This is a genomic window from Chitinophaga horti (assembly GCF_022867795.2).
Classification (GTDB): domain Bacteria; phylum Bacteroidota; class Bacteroidia; order Chitinophagales; family Chitinophagaceae; genus Chitinophaga; species Chitinophaga horti.
In genome coordinates, this window is sequence record NZ_CP107006.1 from 4,382,168 (window position 1) to 4,402,899 (window position 20,732).

At 50.8% G+C, this 20,732-nt stretch carries 16 protein-coding genes; 1 reads left to right on the forward strand and 15 read right to left on the reverse strand.

The annotated features are described in order from the left end of the window. Position 1 precedes the first annotated feature (1 nt). The 5 genes from MKQ68_RS17600 to MKQ68_RS17620 are packed head-to-tail and all read right to left on the reverse strand — an operon-like array spanning position 2 to position 6,526. Positions 2–1,186 (reverse strand): n-acyl-d-glucosamine 2-epimerase, encoded by a 1,185-nt coding sequence (locus MKQ68_RS17600; RefSeq protein ID WP_264280258.1) that lies wholly within the window; start codon positions 1,184–1,186, stop codon positions 2–4. After that, the gene (locus MKQ68_RS17605; protein WP_264280259.1) at positions 1,183–2,115 is read right to left on the reverse strand and encodes a DUF4434 domain-containing protein; all 933 of its coding nucleotides are present in this window, start codon (positions 2,113–2,115) and stop codon (positions 1,183–1,185) included. Before MKQ68_RS17605 ends, MKQ68_RS17600 begins: the two co-directional genes overlap by 4 nt. Then, positions 2,112–2,786, reverse strand: coding sequence for a GDSL-type esterase/lipase family protein (locus tag MKQ68_RS17610; RefSeq protein ID WP_244843068.1), 675 nt, complete (start codon positions 2,784–2,786; stop codon positions 2,112–2,114). The genes MKQ68_RS17605 and MKQ68_RS17610 overlap by 4 nt, the downstream gene beginning before the upstream one ends. A gap of 11 nt (positions 2,787–2,797) precedes the next feature. Next, positions 2,798–4,669 carry a sodium:solute symporter family protein gene (locus MKQ68_RS17615; RefSeq protein WP_264280260.1) on the reverse strand — a complete coding sequence of 624 codons (1,872 nt, stop codon included), beginning with the start codon at positions 4,667–4,669 and terminating at the stop codon, positions 2,798–2,800. 27 nt (positions 4,670–4,696) lie between these two features. After that, positions 4,697–6,526: an FAD-dependent oxidoreductase gene (locus MKQ68_RS17620; protein ID WP_264280261.1), complete on the reverse strand. Its 1,830-nt coding sequence runs from the start codon at positions 6,524–6,526 to the stop codon at positions 4,697–4,699. Positions 6,527–6,841: 315 nt separating this feature from the next. Here MKQ68_RS17620 and MKQ68_RS17625 point away from each other — a divergent pair, with 315 nt between their 5' ends. Then, positions 6,842–8,071 (forward strand): ROK family transcriptional regulator, encoded by a 1,230-nt coding sequence (locus MKQ68_RS17625; protein WP_264280262.1) that lies wholly within the window; start codon positions 6,842–6,844, stop codon positions 8,069–8,071. A gap of 166 nt (positions 8,072–8,237) precedes the next feature. On the opposite strand, the gene MKQ68_RS17630 is transcribed toward MKQ68_RS17625, so the two are convergent. From MKQ68_RS17630 to MKQ68_RS17675, 10 genes are all read right to left on the reverse strand, one after another. Continuing rightward, the gene (locus MKQ68_RS17630; RefSeq protein ID WP_264280263.1) at positions 8,238–9,986 is read right to left on the reverse strand and encodes a BamA/TamA family outer membrane protein; all 1,749 of its coding nucleotides are present in this window, start codon (positions 9,984–9,986) and stop codon (positions 8,238–8,240) included. A 241-nt stretch (positions 9,987–10,227) separates the two neighbouring features. After that, a complete protein-coding gene (locus tag MKQ68_RS17635; protein WP_264280264.1) occupies positions 10,228–11,379 on the reverse strand; it encodes a DUF5009 domain-containing protein in 1,152 nt (383 codons plus the stop codon). Positions 11,380–11,470: 91 nt separating this feature from the next. Next, positions 11,471–12,310, reverse strand: a complete 840-nt coding sequence (locus tag MKQ68_RS17640; protein ID WP_264280265.1) for an energy transducer TonB — start codon at positions 12,308–12,310, stop codon at positions 11,471–11,473. 171 nt (positions 12,311–12,481) lie between these two features. Beyond that, on the reverse strand, positions 12,482–13,495 hold the full coding sequence (locus MKQ68_RS17645; RefSeq protein ID WP_264280063.1) for an IS110 family transposase: 1,014 nt from the start codon (positions 13,493–13,495) through the stop codon (positions 12,482–12,484). Positions 13,496–13,867: 372 nt separating this feature from the next. After that, positions 13,868–14,593 (reverse strand): 6-phosphogluconolactonase, encoded by a 726-nt coding sequence (gene pgl / locus MKQ68_RS17650; protein WP_264280266.1) that lies wholly within the window; start codon positions 14,591–14,593, stop codon positions 13,868–13,870. A gap of 61 nt (positions 14,594–14,654) precedes the next feature. Further along, the gene (gene zwf / locus MKQ68_RS17655) at positions 14,655–16,163 is read right to left on the reverse strand and encodes a glucose-6-phosphate dehydrogenase (protein ID WP_264280267.1); all 1,509 of its coding nucleotides are present in this window, start codon (positions 16,161–16,163) and stop codon (positions 14,655–14,657) included. Between the two features lie 21 nt (positions 16,164–16,184). Further along, on the reverse strand, positions 16,185–17,597 hold the full coding sequence (gene gnd / locus MKQ68_RS17660; protein WP_264280268.1) for an NADP-dependent phosphogluconate dehydrogenase: 1,413 nt from the start codon (positions 17,595–17,597) through the stop codon (positions 16,185–16,187). A gap of 149 nt (positions 17,598–17,746) precedes the next feature. Then, complete coding sequence (locus MKQ68_RS17665; RefSeq protein ID WP_264280269.1) at positions 17,747–18,898, reverse strand: methionine aminotransferase; 1,152 nt, start codon at positions 18,896–18,898, stop codon at positions 17,747–17,749. Positions 18,899–18,960: 62 nt separating this feature from the next. Beyond that, positions 18,961–19,794: a CvfB family protein gene (locus MKQ68_RS17670; RefSeq protein WP_264283656.1), complete on the reverse strand. Its 834-nt coding sequence runs from the start codon at positions 19,792–19,794 to the stop codon at positions 18,961–18,963. Between the two features lie 28 nt (positions 19,795–19,822). Beyond that, the gene (locus MKQ68_RS17675) at positions 19,823–20,731 is read right to left on the reverse strand and encodes an SAM hydrolase/SAM-dependent halogenase family protein (RefSeq protein WP_264280270.1); all 909 of its coding nucleotides are present in this window, start codon (positions 20,729–20,731) and stop codon (positions 19,823–19,825) included. Position 20,732: the final 1 nt, after the last annotated feature.

Below are 20,732 nucleotides of genomic sequence, written 5' to 3' on the forward strand. Positions count from 1 at the left end.
CTTACAGGGCGGGTTGCGCGACAGGCACCACCACTGGTGTTTCTAATGTTTTCCATACCTGGAACAGCGCACGCGGTACGTGGAAACAGCCTTTCCACTTGCCACCTTTCAGGGGCAGCAACACGTCGCCGCGGCGATCGAGGTAGCCGAACCATTCCATATATTCAGGATCGCGGAAGTGCGACCAGGTATATTCATGTACTTTTTCGAACCAGGTTTTACAGGCTTCGTTGCCAGTGATCTGGTAGCCTTTCGCCAGGCAGACAAGGGTTTCGAGGTGCACCCACCAGAGCTTTTGGTCCCACTCGAGTTGCTGCACCGGCCGGCCTTTAATATCCATAAAATAGAAGATACCGCCGTATTGCTTATCCCACCCATGTTCCAGCGTACGAAGCGCAATCTCCGTGGCGCGTTCCGCCAACTTTTTATCGCCGAGGCGCACGGCCAGGTCCATAATGAACCACATGGCTTCAATTGCATGACCAGGGTTGAGTAACCGGCCTTCGAAGGTGTCGGAAAAACTGCCGTCCAGTTCAACGTTTTCGAGGATAAGGCCTTCTCCTTTATGATAAAACACATCCATTACTTCGTGCAATACTTCAGGAATAAACTTGTCCACCGTTTCGCTGCCGAGAATATGTTCCAGCTCCAACGAAAGATTACAGAGGATCATGGGCAGCGCGAAATTCTTCAGGTTGCGCGTACCGGGATAAGCCTTGCTGTACTTGCCCTTCGGGTTGTCGCGGCGGCGCACGATATTCTCGAACGTGTATTTGGCGAGGTCGTGGTAACGCATATCCGGCATGGCTTTGTACAATGCGCCGAAGCCCATGGCTGCAAAGCAGTCGGAGAATATATTGTAAGGCTGCACTAAAGGCTGGCCCTGGCGATTAAGGGAGAAATAAAAATTACCTTCCGCGTCGCTGCCATACTTTTCCAGGAAGCGGGCACCATGCAGCGCCATATCCAGCCACTCGGGACGTTTATCCACTTCGTTGTACAACATGGAAAACAACCACACTTCGCGGCCCTGGAGCCAGATGAATTTATCGGTATCGAACACGTTGCCAAACCGGTCGAGGCAGGTTAAAAAGCCGCCCTGCTCCTCGTCCTTGGAGTGCTTCAGCCAAAAGGGTATCACATTGGTCAGCAGTTCATTTTTGTACTGCCCGGCGTATTGTTTCATAAAGACTGTATGTATTCTTTGTAACGGTTATATAGATGTCCTGCCTGCAGGTAAGCGCTCTGCGGGCTCATAAAATGGGAAAACTCAAAAGTGATGGCCTTGTCGTAACCGGCCCTGCGCGCAGCTTCCAGCTTCAGCCGCAGCTTCTCGAACTTGATCGGGAAAAACTTAATGGGCATGTCGCGGTCGAACGATTCGGCGTTGGTCCAGCATTGTAAACCGAAACGGTCCGCCATCTGTTTATTCACGGCAAAAAACTCTTCCAGCTGGTGATAATCGATGTGCCCATCCTGGAACGCCACTGCATCTACCGCACCATGTATCCCTTCGAATATCTCACTCCACTCCTTTTCATGCTCCTGCAGGGAAACGGCGTCGTCTTTCGTAAGTTGCCCGGAGGCTGCCATCACGGCCTTTTTACCATCTATCCAGGGAGATATGAAGGTGGGCAGACCATTACTCACCTGTTTACATTGCAGTCCCAGCGTGCGGAAGGCATCGGTCGCGCCTTTTGTACGACGACTGATTTCCATACTCAGGTACCAGCCCTTGAAGCTTTTGTAGTGGCCGTATTGCTGCCATACCTCGTCGATTACGTAACGGTTGGCGTCTATCTCGCCCTGCATATCGCCGCTGTCCCAATAGTGGCCGCTGTCGTACAGGCCGAAGTAAAAGTTCATGCCATGTTTATCGGCCAGTTCGAGGTACATTTTTACCAGGTCGACAGGCGGCTCGTAGCAACCATACGTTTTTTGCAGGTACACGGACGGGTACGTAATAAACCGGCGATACCCGCTGCGGATGAGGATCACCGTATCGATACCCACCGCCTTCATATGGGCAAAGTCGCGGTCCCACTCCTCGCGGCCCCAGTTCTGGTGCGGAATATCGTGGCTGATCTCGTCCAGGAAAGTGCCTGTTATTTTCATCTTAAATACTTTTGTTGTTTCAGAAAGCCGACCCATTTGATGTAGGCGGCCGCCTGTAAATGAAGGCCGTCCGTACTCAGTTCTTTATCCAGTTGCCCGGCAGCGTCGGCAAATACCGGGTGCAGATCGATATAGGTAAGGCCGTATTGCGTGGCCAGTGATTGTATCTGCCTGTTTAATAATTTTATCTTTTCGTTCGTTACCGCTTTGTAAGTGGACTGCAGCATGCGTTCATGCACCGGCAATACACTTTGCAGGTATAATTTTGTTTTGGGAGATGCGGTTACGATGGCCTTTACCAGCTGCCCGTAACTGGCCGCGATCGCGCTCACATCGTGCCCGCGCTTCATATCATTCACACCGATCAGCAGGAACAGCTTCGATGGTTTGGAAGATAAGACCTCATCCAGCCGGGCTTTTATGCCATAAGTCACATCGCCGCTGATGCCACGGTTGATCACGTTTTTGCCCGGTATCAACTCCTGCCACTCGCCTGCTTCGGTGATGCTGTTGCCGAGAAAAACGATTTCGTGTTTCCGGTCGGGCATCTGTTTAAAGTAGGCCAGGCGCTGCCGGTAGTGACTGTTATCGTAACTGGTATCCGGCTGCTGCGCGCGTGCTGCGAATGGTACCAGCAGGCACACGACTATTATCACAAGCCGGTATCGCATCAACCACCCTATCATAGCGTTTCGACTGTTGTGGCAGGTCGCTCCGACTTTGCCGGCACCGTCACATCTGCCTCTGATAACTTATTCCACCAGCACTTCTTCAACAGGTATGTGGTGAGCAGGAAGACACCTGCCCAGGCCAGCGCCTTGTAATTCTCACGGATCATAAAATAGATCGGGATCACCACCTGCGCCATCTGCCAAACGATACCAGTCACGATGTTGAACATATCTCTGCCAAAATCTTTATTCGGCACAAAGCCCGCATCTTCCGCCATTACTTCCCGTTTGATAGGCCCCCAGAAACCCCAAGGGCGCGTTTGGCGGTAGAACGCTTTCACGGCCTCGCGGTTCTCCAGCGGGGTAATGAAAGTGCCGATAATACAGCCAATGAAGGATACGAGCAGGATGAGCGGGAACACATAGATATCAACGATATCGGGAAAGTAAAACAGTTTGATCGTGGAGCCCAGGAGTCCGAACAGCATGCCGTAGAAGTAACCCATACCCGTAAACCGCCACCAGATCCACTTTAGCACATTAGACGCCGCGTAACCGCCATACAATGCAGATGTGATCCACAACGTAAGTTTTGTAAGCGAAGCGGCGTTAAAACCGAATATGATGCCCACCATTACAAGGCAAAGCGACGACAGTACACTCAGGCGGATGTACTTTTTATTTGAAGCATTCGGATTGATGTATTTCTTGTAGATGTCATTCACAATGTACGCCGGCGCTGCGTTCACAAAGGCCGAGAAAGTACCCATGAACGAAGCAAGCAAGCCTGCGAGCAGCAAACCTTTCAATCCTGCCGGCACGAATTGGGAAATAGCCATTGGCAGCACCTTTTCGAAGTCGATATCGCCGCCCAGCTGCGGACCGATATACACCAATGCCAGCACCGCGAAAGAGGCCACCATTAAATAACGTGGCATATACATTACAAGGATCGTACTTGCACTCATCTTGGCAGCATCGCTGGGTTTGCGGGTGGAGAGTACGCGCTGCATGTCGTAACTCGGCACCGGACCGGCCAGGGAAGCGAAGATGCCTTTGAACAGCATCATCATAAACAATAAACCGAACAAGCCGAAGCCATCAGATTCTATCTTGTTATTCACACTTGGTATCACCGTCGTACTCCAATCCAGGTCGAGCTTCCAGCCGAAGAAGAGTTCATTCCAGCCTTGGGGCACTACCGCATTGATCTGTTCGGCCGTTACTGCGTTGTAAGCGACGTAGCCGATAATAAACGCACAGATCGTCATGATGAAGAACTGCAACACTTCTGTAGCCACTACGCTGTACATACCGCCTTTCATCGTATACAAGGTGGTGAGAATACAGAGGATCAGCGCATAACTTCTTTCGGATGACAAATGAAAGCCTGCAATGTTCATCGACAAATCCCATGGCAAAATCGAAGTACTGAACTTACCGATGCCTTCGAAGAAGTAAGCGATAAACCCGATCACACTCACCACCGCGAACGTTACGATAATAATATGCGAGAGCCGCGCGCCTTTACCATCCCCAAAACGGAACGTGATCCACTGCGCCCCCGTCATGGTGTTCGATCGGCGCATCCAGATGGCGAGGTACACGAATACGAACACCTGGTTCCAAACGGGCCACAGCCAGGGAATCCACGCGCTTTTAAGTCCGTAGATGAACAGGATGCTCACCGTCCACATGGTACCGGAAATATCAAACATGCCCGAGGCGTTGCTCAGACCGAGGTAATACCACTTCATGCTGTTACCGCCGAGAAAATATGATTGCAGGTCCTTGCTGGCCTTCTTCGAAATGTAAAAGCCAAGCATGATCATACCTGCGATGTAGGCGATAATGATGCTGATATCTAATAAGCTTAATGACATGGGATATATAAGATGGTTGACTAAATATTATTTCTTCCAGTGACCGTTGATGTTTACCTGCTTTTGATGGAACGGGTCTAACGCCTCGTCGATCAGCACGGCCAGTTGCCTGCGTGTCATCACCCCTTCGGGCGCTTCAACGCGTTTGCTGCCGGGCATGGCAGCGAGTATAGCCACTGCTTGTTTGCCGGTAAGTTTCGCTTCGCCGGCAAACCTGCCTAGCTTTGCTTTCGGTGCATACTCCTGCAGGCCTGCGATAAAGGTGTTCGTGCTCATTGTACTATCCGGGTAGAACCAGGTTTGGTTCGCCCATTTGTACGGCACACCTTTACCTTTCAGGATGCCCGTCACCCCCACCCGCTGTATCGCCGCAAACGCTTTATCTGCGGGCTTTACATCGAAATAAGGCAGGAGATAAGCTTTTGCATTTAATAATTGCTCCTGCACTTCGCGAACACCAATGTTAGCCGGCGTCGTATTGCGTTGTGCGCTCAAAGCGGCAAGAACACCAGCCGCCTGTCCGGTCAGCAGCACGCAGGGCTGCAGGCGTGTTGTACCATTTACTACATTACTTACAGAAATGCCTTTTTCCGCTACAATGAGCCCCTGCACTTTCTGCGGGATCATCACGCCCATCGGTACGGCGAAGGACGGTATCGGGTAAAACTCGAGGTGTTGCGGCGCTTCTTTTCTATTCTTTTTATGATGATGATCGATAGGATAATCGCCCACACTAATGCCCGTCCGGTACAACGGATCGCCATACTGAAACGGCTCGTCGATATGCCGCATGTTAAAACGTACCAGCCCTTTTACACGGCGGCCTTCACGGTGATAGGGAATCAGTGGTAAACGGTCGGCGGTGGGATATTCATCGTCTGCCAGTCCCAGGTGTTTAAAACCCAGCTCCTGTTGCAGGAAGTAGATGAAACGGAAGGTAGTGGCCTTTGCTTTTTCCAGTTCTTTATCGCGTTGCGCAGGCGTCATTTCTACTACATTCAGGTACGTATCATTGCCGTATTTCGGCCAGTTGATCAGGTATTTACCGTTGGGCAGGCGCGCGTATTCCAGCATTTTGGCCGCATCTACATTCGGTTTTTCGCGGGAAGTATCGTGGCAGAAAGAGGTGCTGGAGCAATCGAACTCCATCGGATCGTAGCCCGTTGGTTTTGCGATCGTTTTATTTGTGCCGACGCCGTAATCTTTCAGGATTGCCGCATACGTCAGATCCTGTACAATGCGGTTCGTTTCGGTAATGCCTACTTTTTCGCCGGTCATACTGCCGGCTTCCATGCCCAGGTCGTATGCTGCTCCAGCTTTTGCCATCACGTCGCCGAGTTCGGTGCCATCGATCACGACGCGAGCGGTAACAGTAAGGGTGGCGCCTTTGTTATTTGTAAAGGTGGCGCCGGTTACACGGTTGCCGCTTTTCAGCACCGAGGTGAATTGGTAGCCATATAATACGGTGAGGTTGGATTCCGCGGCGGCCATTCGTTTCAGGATGCTGTCTGCCACATGCGGCTCGAACTGGGTGTGACTAACCCAACCAGTGGCCACTTTATCCGCTCCGCCATAAACCTGGTAAATCTTTTCCCTGAACTCGTTCCAAAGACCGGAAGGCAGATCATGATTGCCATCGATCGCCGACACGCCCGCGGACGAAAGCATACCGCCCAGCCAGGGTGTGCTTTCCACGATGACCGTCGCCGCGCCGGAACGGGCCGACTGTATGCCTGCCGCCGTGCCACCGGTACCGCCGCCTACCACCAGTACCGATGTACGCAATTGCTGCTGTGCACTGGCGGAAATGGAAGCACAGATCAAAATGAGATAAATAATATGCCTGCTGTTAATCATGACGTTCTAGTGGATCGCGGAGAAATTGGTTGATGAATAGTCGCGGGACCGTGGTTCGTTGCTCCTCAAGTCGAGGACTAAATAAGAATATTTTTTACTAAACTCAAAGTACTTTTTTAATTATTTTTAAAACTAAGGACAAAATACCCTTGTTTCTTGCAAAAGTCAGGCGTATCTTTAATTGACCTCCGGGAGAAAAGTGAACGTTAAGCTGCATCTAACTCATTGATATTTAGTGTAATCCCGATCAGCAGCAACATTTGTTTTTAATATTTTTTAAAAAGGTCAGATATTTGCCTGATCATTGTAACAATTATGACTGCCAAGCAGACTTTCTTTGACGAGCTTACCAATGACGTCGCAGGTGGCGTTGCTTACAAAAACCTTTATCTTAAAAAGAAGATCATCGCCTTTTTCGCCAACAATGGCAACGCTACGATCGCCGATTTGAGCAAAGAGTTTAACTCCAGCGCCCCCAAGGTAACCACCTTACTAAATGACCTCATTACTGACGGCATGGTGCAGGACTATGGAAAAATAGACTCCACCGGCGGCCGGCGGCCTAACTTATATGGCCTTGCGCCCGAATCGGGTTTTTTCGTGGGGGTGGAAGTAAAGCACAACCATGTGAACATCGGCTTGCTCGACTTTAAGAAAACGCTGGTAAAACATGCCGAACGTGTTCCCTTCAAACTGAATAATACGCAGGCCTCCCTCGATGACCTCTGTCGCATCATCACCGAGTTTTTGCAGGGTCACCCGGCTGCGAAGGACAAAATCCTTGGCTGCGGTGTTAACCTCTCAGGCCGTATTAACTACGCCACAGGTTACAGCTACAGCTTTTTCTATTTTGATGAAGAACCCCTTAGCCGCATCATCGAATCACGCATTGGCATTCGCACTTACCTGGAGAATGACTCCCGCGCGATGGCGTATGGCGAATTTAGTAACGGGGTGGTGAACGGCGAAAAGAATGTATTGTTCGTGAACCTCGATCATGGTATCGGCCTGGGTATACTTATAAACGGGCAACTGTATTACGGTAAGTCCGGCTTTGCAGGTGAGTTTGGCCACATCCCTTTCTTTAATAACGAAATCATTTGTCATTGCGGGAAGAAAGGCTGCCTGGAAACAGAAGCCTCCGGCCAGGCCCTGGTACGCATCTTCCGGGAAAGACTGCAGGAAGGCGCATCATCCGTCATCACACGCAAGCATAAACGCGCCGAAGACGTTACACTCGAAGACATCATCCAGGCTGCCATTAACGACGACGTGCTGGCAATTGAACTGATCGCGGAAATAGGCGAGAAACTGGGTCGTGGTATCGCGTTACTCATCAACCTCTTTAACCCGGAACTGGTCATACTCGGCGGCAGCCTCAGCTCCACCGGCGACTACATCCGCCTGCCGATAAAAAGCGCGATCAATAAATATTCGTTGAGCCTCGTGAATAACGATACGCAATTGAAAATATCTAAGCTGGGTGAGAAGGCGGGTATGTTAGGCGCTTGCTTATTAGTAAGAAATAAGCTGCTGAATTTCTAGTACCCAAAGTTCAGGGAAAGCTACCGGCTATACATTGATGGTGTATACACTTGCACGGAGAGCGGACTGTCACTGCCGGCCGGCGTATTTACAGACCTCCGCGTAAAGAATGCGCCCTTTACTGCATGCCCGTGTATACATAGAGCGCCAGCCGCACACCACGCATCTACCTAAACTGCAAAAACGCCGGCGCCCTGATACCAAAGATATCAAACCGGAAATCCGTAATCGTGGTGATCTCCAGGAACAAAGGCCCCATGCCCGGCGGACGTGAAGGGTAATAGTTCGCAGATATTTTCAGGGTGTTTAAGGATAAGTTTTCGTTCCTGATCCTGCAGCCAAGGCCAACACCGGCGTACAGTGGATTCCTGAAGATATCATCATCCCGCTCCGTAATCTGCGATAACTGCAAAGCGGAAAAAAAGTTAAACTTAAAGCCGAAGAACTTCCACGGACTGTAATACACGGTCTCCGAACGGAAGTTAAGCCGGTCGTACCCATTCACGCGCGTATGCCGGAAACCCCAAATACCATATTCCATATTCACATTCAACGGCTTGTATAAATCGGGATTGGGTACGCCCAGGTAGTCGGCATACAGGAACTGGCGGAAGCGATGCCGCCCGTTAGGATTGAACATCCGGCTGTAATAATCCACCCGCCCGTGCAGCACCGCATCGCGCGAAGTGCCGCCCTGCCAGAAGCTGCCCGCCTCGGCCTGCACACTTAACAGGCCTTTCAGTTTGGTCACCCAGTACTTTTGAATAGCCGCCGCAGAGTAAAACCGTTTCTTGCCGGTCCACTCCTCCCATCCACCGGATATATTAGCATTAAACCCGTAAGGAATATCCTCCGTTCTACCGAACCCAAAAAAGTGGTGGGACTTCAAAAACTCCTGTTTAAACAATACGATAGAAGCGATATAGTATTGCCGGTGATTATAGATCGGATCGTCCTTAAACGTTTCCTGCTCCGGACGTTTATCGAAAAACAAATTCTGGTGACGGAAGGTCACCGCCAGGTTCGGACAATCACGATGGCTGCCGTGTTTACCCTGCTGGTTAATGATGTTGTAGCCGGTCCATACGTCGAGCAGCTTATAACTGTAGTCGCGGAACACACTGTCCGGATAGTTGCGGATGTTCATAGAGAACTTTCGTGCGAGCTGCAAACCACCTGCAAGGCGCGCAGAGGTGCGATATAACGGACGATTGACATTAATGTAATACGATCCCTCGTACACATTGGTGTCCAACGGCTGGTTGTTGTTAACGGTGGAGTAGCCGATGGAGGCGTCCACAAAGCTGCCGAGAATATTGTATTTCGTGTACCGCGCCTCCGATCCCCATTGGGGCGTCCAGTCCTTGTGCCACTGCACGCCTACCATGAGGCCCTGGCCGGCGCCTAACAGGTTGTTGTTGTACACGCGTGTTTCGAAGGTGTTGGTGGTGAGCGACGATAAATCCAGGCTGTATTCGAATACGTCCCTGGTAACGACGAGAATGTCGACCGAGTCCTCTATCTCCGGGATATTGAGTACGTAGATGCGGGCGTCACTGAAGAACGGGCGGCTACGCAGGTAACGTTCGTTATCGGCAAACTCGTACGCATTAATCGTATCCCGTTCACGGAAAAAGAGCGACTGCCGTACCATCCATTCCTGCGTATGAATATGCAGGCGGTTGGCGAACTTCAGCAGTTTCATATTGGTGGTAAAGGTGGTGTCCGTGATGTTACGCGGACCAAATACATCCACCTGTTTGTAGTAAATATTACGAATAGCTTTGCCGCTATAGGGCGTGAATTGCCGCTCGCTTTTTACCATTACACTGTCGGTAGAAAGCGGCTCTGTCCTTTCCCGGTTCATCCGTCTGATCATGGAGTCACGGTAGCTGCGACTGCGTAGGGAGTCCATATATCGGTTAACCGAACGGTACCAACCGTTTTTAGGCGCGCGCACGCTGTCTCTCTGTGCCTGTGCTGCTAAAGGTAACAGGAGCAGTAAGATGTAACAGCCGATGTAGGGAAATAAAAATATTTTTGGTCTGATCTTCAAAATAACCTCACTAAAACCATGAACAACATTACAAATTTCCGACCAATAAACGTGTTTTTGGCTTTACAATAATGGCCGGCGTTCAGGCGTTAGGCCCAGCCTACAATTGAAGCCGTATGCCCGCCCTGTTCAATAGTTTTACGACACCCATCACCGCCAGCGCAAACAGCACGCAGTACAGCGCCCCGGGAAGGCCTGTACGCCAGGCGTCCGGCAGTAGCTGAAAGCCCGCCAGGCTGAGCAGGGAGTAAATAATGGCCGGTAAAATATAGGTCAGCAAAGGATTGGCCGCCGCAGGTCGCAGGAAGGTGGTCCAGCCATTGTGGCCTTTCACATCGGTTAACCAATACACAATTGTGTACAGTATGCAACAGCTTGCTGCACTATAGAGCGCCCAGGAAGGCGTGGCCCAGATCTTCGAAATGGTGTAAGCGGGGCGTAATACGCTACCCACTACCAGTAATACCAGGGTAAAGATGGCAGCCACCAGGTATGGCCGGCCCGTACGGCCATCGAAAAACACCTGTGACAGGAAAAGGCCGCAAAGCGCAATGCAGGTATGTACTGCGTGCCCGGTTTGCCCGCTCAGCCAACTCTCCCACTCTTTGCCGGCTACGAAAAATACGAGGCAGCCGAGGATCGCGGCGGCGATGCCGGTCTTTTGCCCCCTGACGACCAGGTAAAACAGGCTGGTAAACAGGTACGCCCATCCTATCAACCCCAAAATACCCCACCAGTGCACCTGCATGCCATGCGCATCCTCACCACCGCGGAACACGACCGCCAATGCCAGGAGTCCGATCGCTCCCAATGCGCGCAACAACCAGGCATACTTAAACCTATATACGTTCCACACGAGTATCACACAGGCATAGAATAACAGCGACCATGCCGCCGCAGGCATGCCCGTAGCAACGGGGTTGTAATCCGTTTCCGCATTCACCATAAACAACCCTAACACCAGCAGCCCCAGCGTGCGAAACCCAATGTGCAACAATATCTGCCATAAACTATCCCCTTTGGCAACACGGTTCCTGATCGCGAACGGCACCGACATGCCCACGATAAACAGGAAGGCTGGGAACACCATGTCCACAAAGGTCATCCCGTTGGCATCGGCTGGTAAGTGTTTGGCCCATTGAGGAATATCGCGGATGCCCGCCAGTTCGTTCACGAAGATCATAACCAGTATAGTGATGCCGCGCAATGCATCGATGGAGAGAATGCGACGGGGGACGATCTGTTCTGTCATAAGCCGTGGATTGGGTTGATGTATCAATATAAATAAAAAACGCCGCGCTTACAAACGTAAGCAGCGGCGTTACCCTAATGATGATTGTATACTAATAATTATTCTCCAGCTTGAAACTGATCGGTAAACTAAACTGCACATTCACCGCGCGACCATTCTGCCTGCCTGCTTTCCATTTAGGCATTTTATTCACGACACGCGCTGCTTCTTCTTCCAAACCACCGCCTTTCTTGGCACCTACCAGTTTAACGTCGCTGATCTCACCATCTTTACCGATCACAAAACTCACAAATACAGTACCTTGTATGCCATTCTCAGCGGCGATGTGCGGATAATTGATGTTCTTTTTAAGAAACCGCTGCAAGGCTTCGTCACCACCAGGAAAGCTAGGCATGATTTCTACAAAATTGTGCACACTGTTATCCTCTTCCTTCACCGGTGGCGGACCAACGATGTCGGTATGCGTGCCACCAAGCACCCCTTCCAGGCCCGGATCGTTCTCGCCCGCATCGCCATCCTGGCTTTTCACGCCAATCGCTTTTTTGTCGAGGTCTTCCATTTTGGGCGGTTCTTCGCTGGGATCAACCGGTCTGTCGGTCACCACAAACTGTGTGTACTGTTGGGTAGCTACTTTAGGCGGCTCCGCAGCTTTAACAGGTGGCGGCGGAATAAACTTTTCTTCCAGGATCTCTACTTCGGTCATAGGCGGAATTTCACGCACTGTAACAGGTTTCACTACTTCTGCAGCACGTAAATTACTGCTGATCAGATACCCGCCAATCACGACCAATGCAAGCGTTGCGGTACCGAAAACGGCGTTGCGCACACGTTTTTCATAAGTCACTCTATGTTCATATGCGCCGTAATTTTTATTACGTCCATCGAATAAAATGTCGATGAAATCCGGGGTGGTTATTTTGGTTGCGTTCATGATAAAGTGTTTGACATATAGATGGAGCGGCGAATACTTTTCCATAGACTTTTTATCAAAATATATTTTTATGGAATTTTTACACTCCTGCATCTGTCGGCCACTGCAGCGGGTTACAAAGGATCATGTCACCAGCATATTCTTGCTCTTCATCCGCCGTTGCGTCGATTTCTATGACACGTCCAAATTATAGCAATAGTCTTTCTGGTAGTATTTTCTCTCATTCACACAGGCGAAAATTCTTAATATGATTTTGTTCCTAATGGCATTTAGCACACTCATTTTGGGTTTCCCTTCGGCGACCTTTCGATCGTAATATTGTTTAAGCTCTCCATTCCCCCGTATTGATCCTACAGCCAGCAGGTGTAATAGCTTCTTGATATTTTTATTGGCTTTATGAGAGATCCGCTCTCGTTTACGAAGCTTACCCGACGCATTCATAAACGGAACAACGCCACTGTAACAGGCATATTTTTTAGCCTCTTTAATGTTGATAAACTCATTTGTGGTCACGATCATGCTCACCGAGGTAATTAATCCTACCTGGTCCACGCTTTGGATGTAACCATCTAATTCTTCGAGCCGTTGATCACTGGCAATCAGGCGCTTCATTTCTTTTTCGATCCTGCTGATCTCGCTGTTTACCAGCTCAATCACAGGCTTACAATTAGCAACTATCATTTGATGGGTAGCTTCTGTATTAAACTCCCTGCTTTCATTTAAGGTTGTTTCATACCGATGCTTAGTGACTCTATGCTTTTCCCTTAGCATCAGCAGCGTCTTTAACTGCATCACGATCTCTCGTGGCTGGTTCCACAAACGAACCAGTTCAATATTTTTAGCGGCGTAAAGAGCAATGCGTTGGGCATCCTGCTGATCACTTTTTCCCCGCTCCAACCCCTTGCTCTCTGTAATCTGTGCTCCAGGTATCACCCAGACCTTGGCACCCATCTCTACTAATACAGCTAATAAGTGATGGTTATAGATACCGGTAAATTCCATGGTAAAAAGGCTGTTCTGCAGGGTATAACCCAAAAGCTTCCGGGTTCGTCGGAGCCAACTTATGACAGCGGAAGGCTTGTTTTTGATTTGCTGCTTATCTAATATGCCTTCTTTTGCATATATGCACATGTCCAGCCAGTCTTTACTAACATCTGTACCTACGAAATACGTAACTTGTTCCATCATTATGTTTTTAATGTAGTCAACCCATACCGGTTTCAATCAAAGCCTTACTAATGGGTTTAAGACCCAAATTTCTATTTGAAGCATAACCGGTAACACCACGGCATGGGATTAAAACGACGCTTAGGACGCGAACCTGGCACTCTGTTAATGCGCCCATGCTGTGGGTTGACTTATCCACATATCCACGTGGATTGTAAAAGAAAAAGAACCAAAAAGAAAAGATAGTATTAGTAATAATAGATTTTCTTTTAAATCTATTCTCCTACAAACTTAAAGGCACTCTTTTACATGTTCACGCTATTCATCTACATAAAAAAAGCCCCTGTTGTAATACTATACAACAGGGGCAGTATCATATAACGTAAACGATTACACTTGCAATGCGCCGGCAGCCGCTTCGTCAATAAACCAATGCAATTCTCCGTTCACCGGGCGTATCACCTGCGATGGATAAGTATCAGGTTTATATTCTCCTTCAATCACTGCCTGTAGCGTTAACGCCTTACCGTTACCGGTGGCGAGAAACACGATCGCCGCAGCATTGTTTACCACGGGAGCAGTAAGGGTAATACGGTACATATCCTGCGCAGGCAGGAAGAAGGCTTTCGTCCAGGCTTTCTGTTCATGCACCACCTCTGTACCGGGGAAGAGCGATAAGGTATGCCCATCGTCGCCCATGCCTAACAGTACCAGGTCAAACGTGCGGGCGTTACGTTTAAAGAACTCCTGCAACAGCAGCTCATATTCCAGTGCAGCTGCCTGCGGTTCAATATCGGTACGCATCACGTGGATGTTCTCCGGCGGCACTCCTACCTTATCGAGCAGGGTTTCACAGGCCATACGGGCGTTGTTGCGGTCGTCGCTGTAAGGCACGGCCCTTTCATCACCCCAAAAGAAATGCAGCCTGTTCCAGGGTATCATTTGCGCGTAAGGCTCCTTAGCCAGCAGGTTGTACAGCAACTTAGGCGTACTACCGCCAGAAAGCACGAAGGTGAACAGTTCTTTCTCCTGTAAAGTTTCCAGGATGTAGTTGCAGGTCCAGGCGGCGAGGTTTTCGCTCAGCTGGGTAGCGTCTTTAGCGATGTGCAGTTCCATGAGAAATATCGGGTAAAAATGAAACCGGCAGGCGTGCTGCCTGCCGGTCGATAAATTAAGTTTACTTGCTTGGCGGCAAATTAATCCAAGCATGACCATCGCGGGCTATCAGCGCTTCCGCATCTTCCGGTCCCCAGCTGTTAGGCGAGTAGTTCGGGAAGTCGGTCGGTACGCGGGCTTCCCACGCATCGAGGATAGGCATGATCACCTTCCAGGCAGCTTCTACCTGGTCGGCACGCATAAACAGGGTAGCATCGCCTTCCATTACGTCGAGCAGCAGCGTTTCGTACGCTTCAGGCGCATGTTCGCCGGCAGCATCGTCGTAGTTGAAGATCATATTCACCGGGTCCAGCGTCATCGTCTGGCCCGGACGCTTCGCCTGGAAGCGGATACGGATATCCATTTCGGGCTGAATGCTGATGGTGAGCCTGTTGCTCCTCCAGGTTTCGGCCGCTTCAGCAGGGAAAGCATACGCCGGTGCCGGGCGGAACTGGATGGTAATATGTGTCGCTTTCTGGTTCAGGTATTTACCGGTTCGAACGTAGAATGGTACTCCCTGCCAGCGCCAGTTATCAATAAAAAACTTAACGGCAGCGTAAGTCTCGGTGCCAGACTCGGGATTCACACCTTTCTCCTCGCGGTAGCCAGGTACTTCTTTCCCTTTGATCCAGCCCGCGCCATACTGGCCGCGTACCGCGCTTTCATGCACTTCTTCCTTTTTAATCGGACGAATGGCATGCAGCACATCTACTTTCTTGTTACGTACTTCGTTTGCATCGAAGTTCACCGGTACTTCCATCGCCACCATACATAACAGCTGCAGGATGTGGTTCTGCACCATGTCGCGCAGGGCACCGGAGCCTTCGTAGTAACCACCGCGACCTTCCAGGCCTACACTTTCAGCCGCCGTGATCTGTACATGCTCGATGTACTGGCGGTTCCAGAGCGGCTCGAACAGGGCGTTGGCAAAACGCAGCGCCAGGATGTTCTGTACGGTTTCCTTACCCAGGTAGTGGTCAATACGGAAGATCTGTTCTTCCTTATAAATGCTGCCCAATAAGGTATTCAGTTCCAACGCGCTCTTCAGGTCGTGACCAAAAGGCTTTTCCACCACGATGCGGGTAGAATGCGTGTCTTTGCAGAGATTGAGTTTGCCGAGTTTCACCGCGATATCGGGCACCAGCTGAGGAGCTACGGCCAGGTAAAAGATCACGTTCGGATGTACACCCCACTCCTGCTCTTTCTCTTTCACTTTGTCGGTAATGAGGCTGTACGCAGCTTCATCGCCGGCATCCATCTGCAGGTAGTTGACGTGTTTGAAAAACTCGTTATAATGACCGTTTTGCTCTCCCTTACGGCGCGAAAACTTCTGGATGCCTTCCAGCAGGTGTGCGCGGAAGGCCTCGTCGGTGTACGGGCTACGGCCAATACCGGCGATGGCGAACTTCTCAGGCATCCACTCGTCCAGGAACAGGTTGAACAGGGCCGGTGTAAGCTTTCTCAGGTTAAGGTCGCCACTGCCGCCGAAAATAAACAATACCGAAGCAGGGGGACGTTTATGGTTTTGCATATAGAAATTATAAAACTTGAATTATTGCCATTCTGTATGAAAAGTGCCGGGCATATCTATACGCTGATAGGTATGAGCGCCAAAATAATCGCGCTGCGCCTGTACCATGTTGGTCGGCAGGCGTTCGCTGCGATAAGCGTCGAAGTACGACAGGGCCGACATGAACGCAGCCGCCGGCAAACCGGTTTTTGCGGCTTCCACGATCACCGTTCTCAGGTTTCCTTCCGTTTGCTGCAGCAACTTCGCCACCTCTGCATCTAACAACAAATTAGGCAGCGAAGGGTCCTGTTGGTATGCTGTATAGAACAACGGTAACAGTCCGGAGCGGATGATACAACCTGCTCTCCACACCCTTACCGACTCCGGCAGGGAAATCTGCATATCCAGCTCCTTAGAAGCAGTTTGCAGCATCGCCAGGCCCTGGGCGTAACAGATGATGGTAGAGAACATGAGTGCGTCGTGCACCTGTTTAATAAATTCTTCCTGTGCAACAGCTACTTTACCGGTGGCCGTCTGGTACAGCGCAGCCGCCTGCGTTCTCTGCTCTTTCAGGGAAGAAATATTTCGCAGCGCTACCGCCGCGTCAATCACGGTTACCGGCAGCGGCAGGTTCAGGGCATCCTGCGATGTCCATTTACCCGTGCCTTTAGAGCCGGCCTGGTCAGATATTTTGTCCAGCAGTTCGCCGGTACCTTTATCGTCTTTCTGGAGGAAGATATCGCGGGTGATCTCGAGCAGGAAGGACTGGTTAACGCCCTCGTTCCATTTGGAGAACACCTCGTGCAGTTGCTGGTTAGTTAAACCGGCACCCTGGCGCAGCATGTTGTAGCTTTCGCTGATCAGCTGCATGATCGCGTACTCGATGCCATTGTGCACCATCTTAACGAAGTGACCGGCCGCGCCTTTACCAAGGTATCCCACGCAAGGACTGTCGCCCACTTTGGCAGCTACTGCTTCCAGCATGGGTTGCACGTGACGGTAAGCCTCTTCGTCGCCGCCGGGCATGATGCTCGGACCGGTGCGGGCACCTTTTTCGCCGCCGGAAACGCCCATACCCATGAAGTGCAGGCCTTTTTCCTTACAGTACTCTACGCGGCGCAGGGTGTCTTTCCAGTAGGAGTTACCGCCGTCGATCACCACATCTCCTTTTTGGAGCAGGGGTAGCAGGGATTCGATTACATCGTCAACCGGCTTACCTGCGGGTACCAGCATCATGATTTTGCGAGGGGATTTCAGGAGTTGCACCATCGTGGCGAGATCTGCCACGCCCTTTACGGTAGTGCCGGGGGTAGCGGCCTGTTCCAGCGCGTCGTTCTTTTGCTGGTCCTTATCAAATCCGATCACGGAAAACCCATGGTCAGCCATGTTGAGCAGGAAGTTCCTTCCCATCACGCCCAGGCCAATCATTCCAAAGTCAAATGCGCTATTTGTCATAATTATGCTAAGATGTGGTAAAATGAGGGTGTAAATTTAGACATTTATAGGATAAAGAGGTGGTCTAAATACAGGTGTTAAAGTTACGTGACAAAAATGTTGGAACAATTGTACATATAAGGGGGCGGGTTGTACAAATTACACCCTGCTTATATCCTTCTCAATCGCTCAGCCGCCTGTTCCAGCGTAGCGCTCCGTTTCGCAAAGCAGAAGCGTACCACTTTATCGTCCTTGCCGTCCTGGTAAAAGGCGGATACGGGGATGACGGCCACGCCGAACTCTTTGGTCATGCGTACGGCGAAATCCATGTCGCCTTCGTCGGAAATACGGTGGTACTGCATCAGTTGAAAGTAACTGCCTTCCCCGCGTAGCGGCGTGAAGCGGGAGTCTTTCATCAGTTGCAGGAAGTAATCGCGTTTCTTCTGATAGAAGTCAGGGAGTGTGAGATAATGCTCCGGGTATTGCAGGAAGTCGGCCAGGCCGTGTTGCATGGGCGTATTCACGGAGAAACACAGGTATTGATGCACTTTGCGGTACTCGGTCATCAGGTGCGCGGGCGCAATGCAGTAACCCATCTTCCAGCCGGTGTTGTGAAACACTTTACCGAACGAGAAGGTCACGAAGCTGCGCTGCAATAAGCCGGGGTAACGCAGCACGCTTTCGTGCTGTGCGCCGTCGTAAACCAGGTGCTCATATACTTCATCGGAAATTACTAACAGGTTGTGCGCTTCGGCCAGGGCTTCGAGCTGTTGCAGGTCGGCGGCTTTTAGGATGCTGCCCGTAGGATTATGCGGCGTGTTCACAATGATCATCTTCGTACGCGCGGTCACCTTACTTTTCACCACTTCCCAGTTAATGCTATACTCAGGGAATTCAAGCGGGATACGCACGGGCACACCGCCGTTCACCAGGATGTTCGGGATGTAACTGTCATACGCCGGTTCAAATACGATCACTTCATCACCTGCACCAATACACGTAGCAATGGCGGTAAAGATGGCGTAGGTGCCACCGGGGGTGATGGTAATCTCTGTATCGGGATGGATGTTTTGCTGGTATAGTCGCTGCACTTTAGCGGCAATGGCCTCCCGCAGGGCCATAAGGCCGGGCATGGGCGCATACTGGTTGTTACCGCGCTGCATCGCGGCATTCACCATGTCTTTCAACTCGAGGCTACAATCGAAATCGGGAAAACCCTGAGAAAGGTTGATGGCCTTGTGTTCGGCAGCGAGGGCCGACATCACGCTAAAAATGGTAGTACCGGTATTGGGTAACTTGCTGTTGATATGGTAAGTAGTCAAGGGCATGCTGGTTTGAGCAGCTAATGTACGTTACCGGCTCTTGAATTTTATCAAAAAAAGGACTAATCTTCCAGCAGTTTAATACCGGTTTGGGTAAAGATGATCTTCTTCTGTTTGTACAGGTTGCCAGTGGTCATCTTGAAGGTTTTTTTACTCATTCCGAAGAAGGAGTAAATTTCTTCCGGATCGGATTTGTCGTGATAAGGCAGGTAGCCGTCGTTTTCCTGCAACAGGCGCAGGATGCGGCCGGCCTCGTCCTCAACTCTTTCGTAGCCGCGTTTGCCTAATACCACATCGATCTTGTTTTCGTCCTTGATGCTTTTGATGAAACCGGGGAGTTTGTCGCCAATGTCCAGCGGACGAAACACTTCATTGGCGTGTAAGATACCGGAGTGTTTGCCGTTGATGACTACCTGGTAGCCCAGGTCGTTGCGGCGGTATATAAGCAGTTCTACGGGGTCCAGTTCGTTGACGGTCAGTTCCTCGTTACTGAGGTACTGGTCGATTTTTTCGGTGGCGGCTACACGACCGGTCATCTGGTCGAGGTAGATCATCACCAGGTACTCCTGTCCCGCCACCATGCGTGCATGCTGCTGGGAAAGGGGTACAAAAATGTCTTTCATCAGCCCCCAGTCGAGGAAAGCACCCTGACCAGTTACGCTAACGGCTTTCAGCAGTACGATGTCGCCCACTTTGCCTTTAGCTTTCTGGGTAGTGGCGATCAGGCGGTTTTCGGAGTCGTGGTACAGGAACACCTCCAGCTCATCGCCCACACGTGTTCCGCGCGGCACAAAACGTTTGGGCAGGAGTATTTCCTCATCCCCGGCTGCCATATAAACGCCGAAATCTGTTTCCTTCTTTACTCTGAGTAAGTTGTAGTCGCCTGTTTTGATCATCACAATTGCTAAAATGCAAAGGTAGGATTTATTTAACCGGGTTCAATTTCTTTATTGCTACGTTCCAATCAGGCCCACTCAACACCTGGTGTGCGTCGGAAAAACTCCCCTGGTTAATGGCGAACGAAAGGTTCATTAAACTGTTGAGGTAAGCCAGCTCTGCCCCCTCCGGCACGGCGGCAAAAGTAGTCACGAAGGGAATAGTATCGCGGCAGATGAAGCTGCCGGCCTTTTCAAACGTTACGTCCAGCAGGTCGCCGGCCTTTACCTGCAGCTGTTTGAAGGTGCTGTCGCCGATGTTCGTCCATACGTTACCGTATTGTATGTCGAGAACAGGAATGCCGCCTGTAAGCGTACCATCCGCCAACCGGGCAGCGCCCGCAAATGCGATACGCACAACATCTGCCGGCAGCTTCGGCCCCACTTCTTCGAATTTGATCACACCTGCTGCCAGCCGGGCACCGGTATAAGCGTATACATCCCGGCCATGAAAGGTATAAGACTGCCCCGATCCCCGCCGGCGGTTCACGGCTTCATCTATCTCCCTTACTTCTGCAATACCCATAGAGGCTGCCACCAGGGTGAGCGTGCCGTTATCGGGCGTTACGAAATAGTGACCGGTATTGGTTTTCAGCACCACCGACTTCCGCTCAGAACCCACACCGGGATCTACGACGGATACGAATACGGTGCCCTCAGGCCAGTAGCGGGACGTTTGCTCGAGCCGGTAAGCCGCTTCCCATATATTGAAGGGTGGTATTTCATGTGTAAGGTCGTATATGGGCAAGTCGGCCGAAATGCCGAAAGCCACTCCCTTCATGGCAGATACGGCGCCGTCCTTTTGTCCGAAGTCGGTTTGAAATACGAGGGCATGGCGGGCTGACTGCTTACAGGAAAACAGGAAGAGGCTAAAACAGATGAAAAGGGCGGTGCGCATA

Bases quoted from the DNA above. Each gene is read 5' to 3' on its own strand.
- MKQ68_RS17600 (WP_264280258.1), bottom strand. From the start codon at position 1,186: ATGAAACAATACGCCGGGCAGTACAAAAATGAACTGCTGACCAATGTG.
- MKQ68_RS17605 (WP_264280259.1), bottom strand. From the start codon at position 2,115: ATGAAAATAACAGGCACTTTCCTGGACGAGATCAGCCACGATATTCCG.
- MKQ68_RS17610 (WP_244843068.1), bottom strand. From the start codon at position 2,786: ATGCGATACCGGCTTGTGATAATAGTCGTGTGCCTGCTGGTACCATTC.
- MKQ68_RS17615 (WP_264280260.1), bottom strand. From the start codon at position 4,669: ATGTCATTAAGCTTATTAGATATCAGCATCATTATCGCCTACATCGCA.
- MKQ68_RS17620 (WP_264280261.1), bottom strand. From the start codon at position 6,526: ATGATTAACAGCAGGCATATTATTTATCTCATTTTGATCTGTGCTTCC.
- MKQ68_RS17625 (WP_264280262.1), top strand. From the start codon at position 6,842: ATGACTGCCAAGCAGACTTTCTTTGACGAGCTTACCAATGACGTCGCA.
- MKQ68_RS17630 (WP_264280263.1), bottom strand. From the start codon at position 9,986: ATGGACTCCCTACGCAGTCGCAGCTACCGTGACTCCATGATCAGACGG.
- MKQ68_RS17635 (WP_264280264.1), bottom strand. From the start codon at position 11,379: ATGACAGAACAGATCGTCCCCCGTCGCATTCTCTCCATCGATGCATTG.
- MKQ68_RS17640 (WP_264280265.1), bottom strand. From the start codon at position 12,310: ATGAACGCAACCAAAATAACCACCCCGGATTTCATCGACATTTTATTC.
- MKQ68_RS17645 (WP_264280063.1), bottom strand. From the start codon at position 13,495: ATGGAACAAGTTACGTATTTCGTAGGTACAGATGTTAGTAAAGACTGG.
- pgl (WP_264280266.1), bottom strand. From the start codon at position 14,593: ATGGAACTGCACATCGCTAAAGACGCTACCCAGCTGAGCGAAAACCTC.
- zwf (WP_264280267.1), bottom strand. From the start codon at position 16,163: ATGCAAAACCATAAACGTCCCCCTGCTTCGGTATTGTTTATTTTCGGC.
- gnd (WP_264280268.1), bottom strand. From the start codon at position 17,597: ATGACAAATAGCGCATTTGACTTTGGAATGATTGGCCTGGGCGTGATG.
- MKQ68_RS17670 (WP_264283656.1), bottom strand. From the start codon at position 19,794: ATGATCAAAACAGGCGACTACAACTTACTCAGAGTAAAGAAGGAAACA.
- MKQ68_RS17675 (WP_264280270.1), bottom strand. From the start codon at position 20,731: ATGCGCACCGCCCTTTTCATCTGTTTTAGCCTCTTCCTGTTTTCCTGT.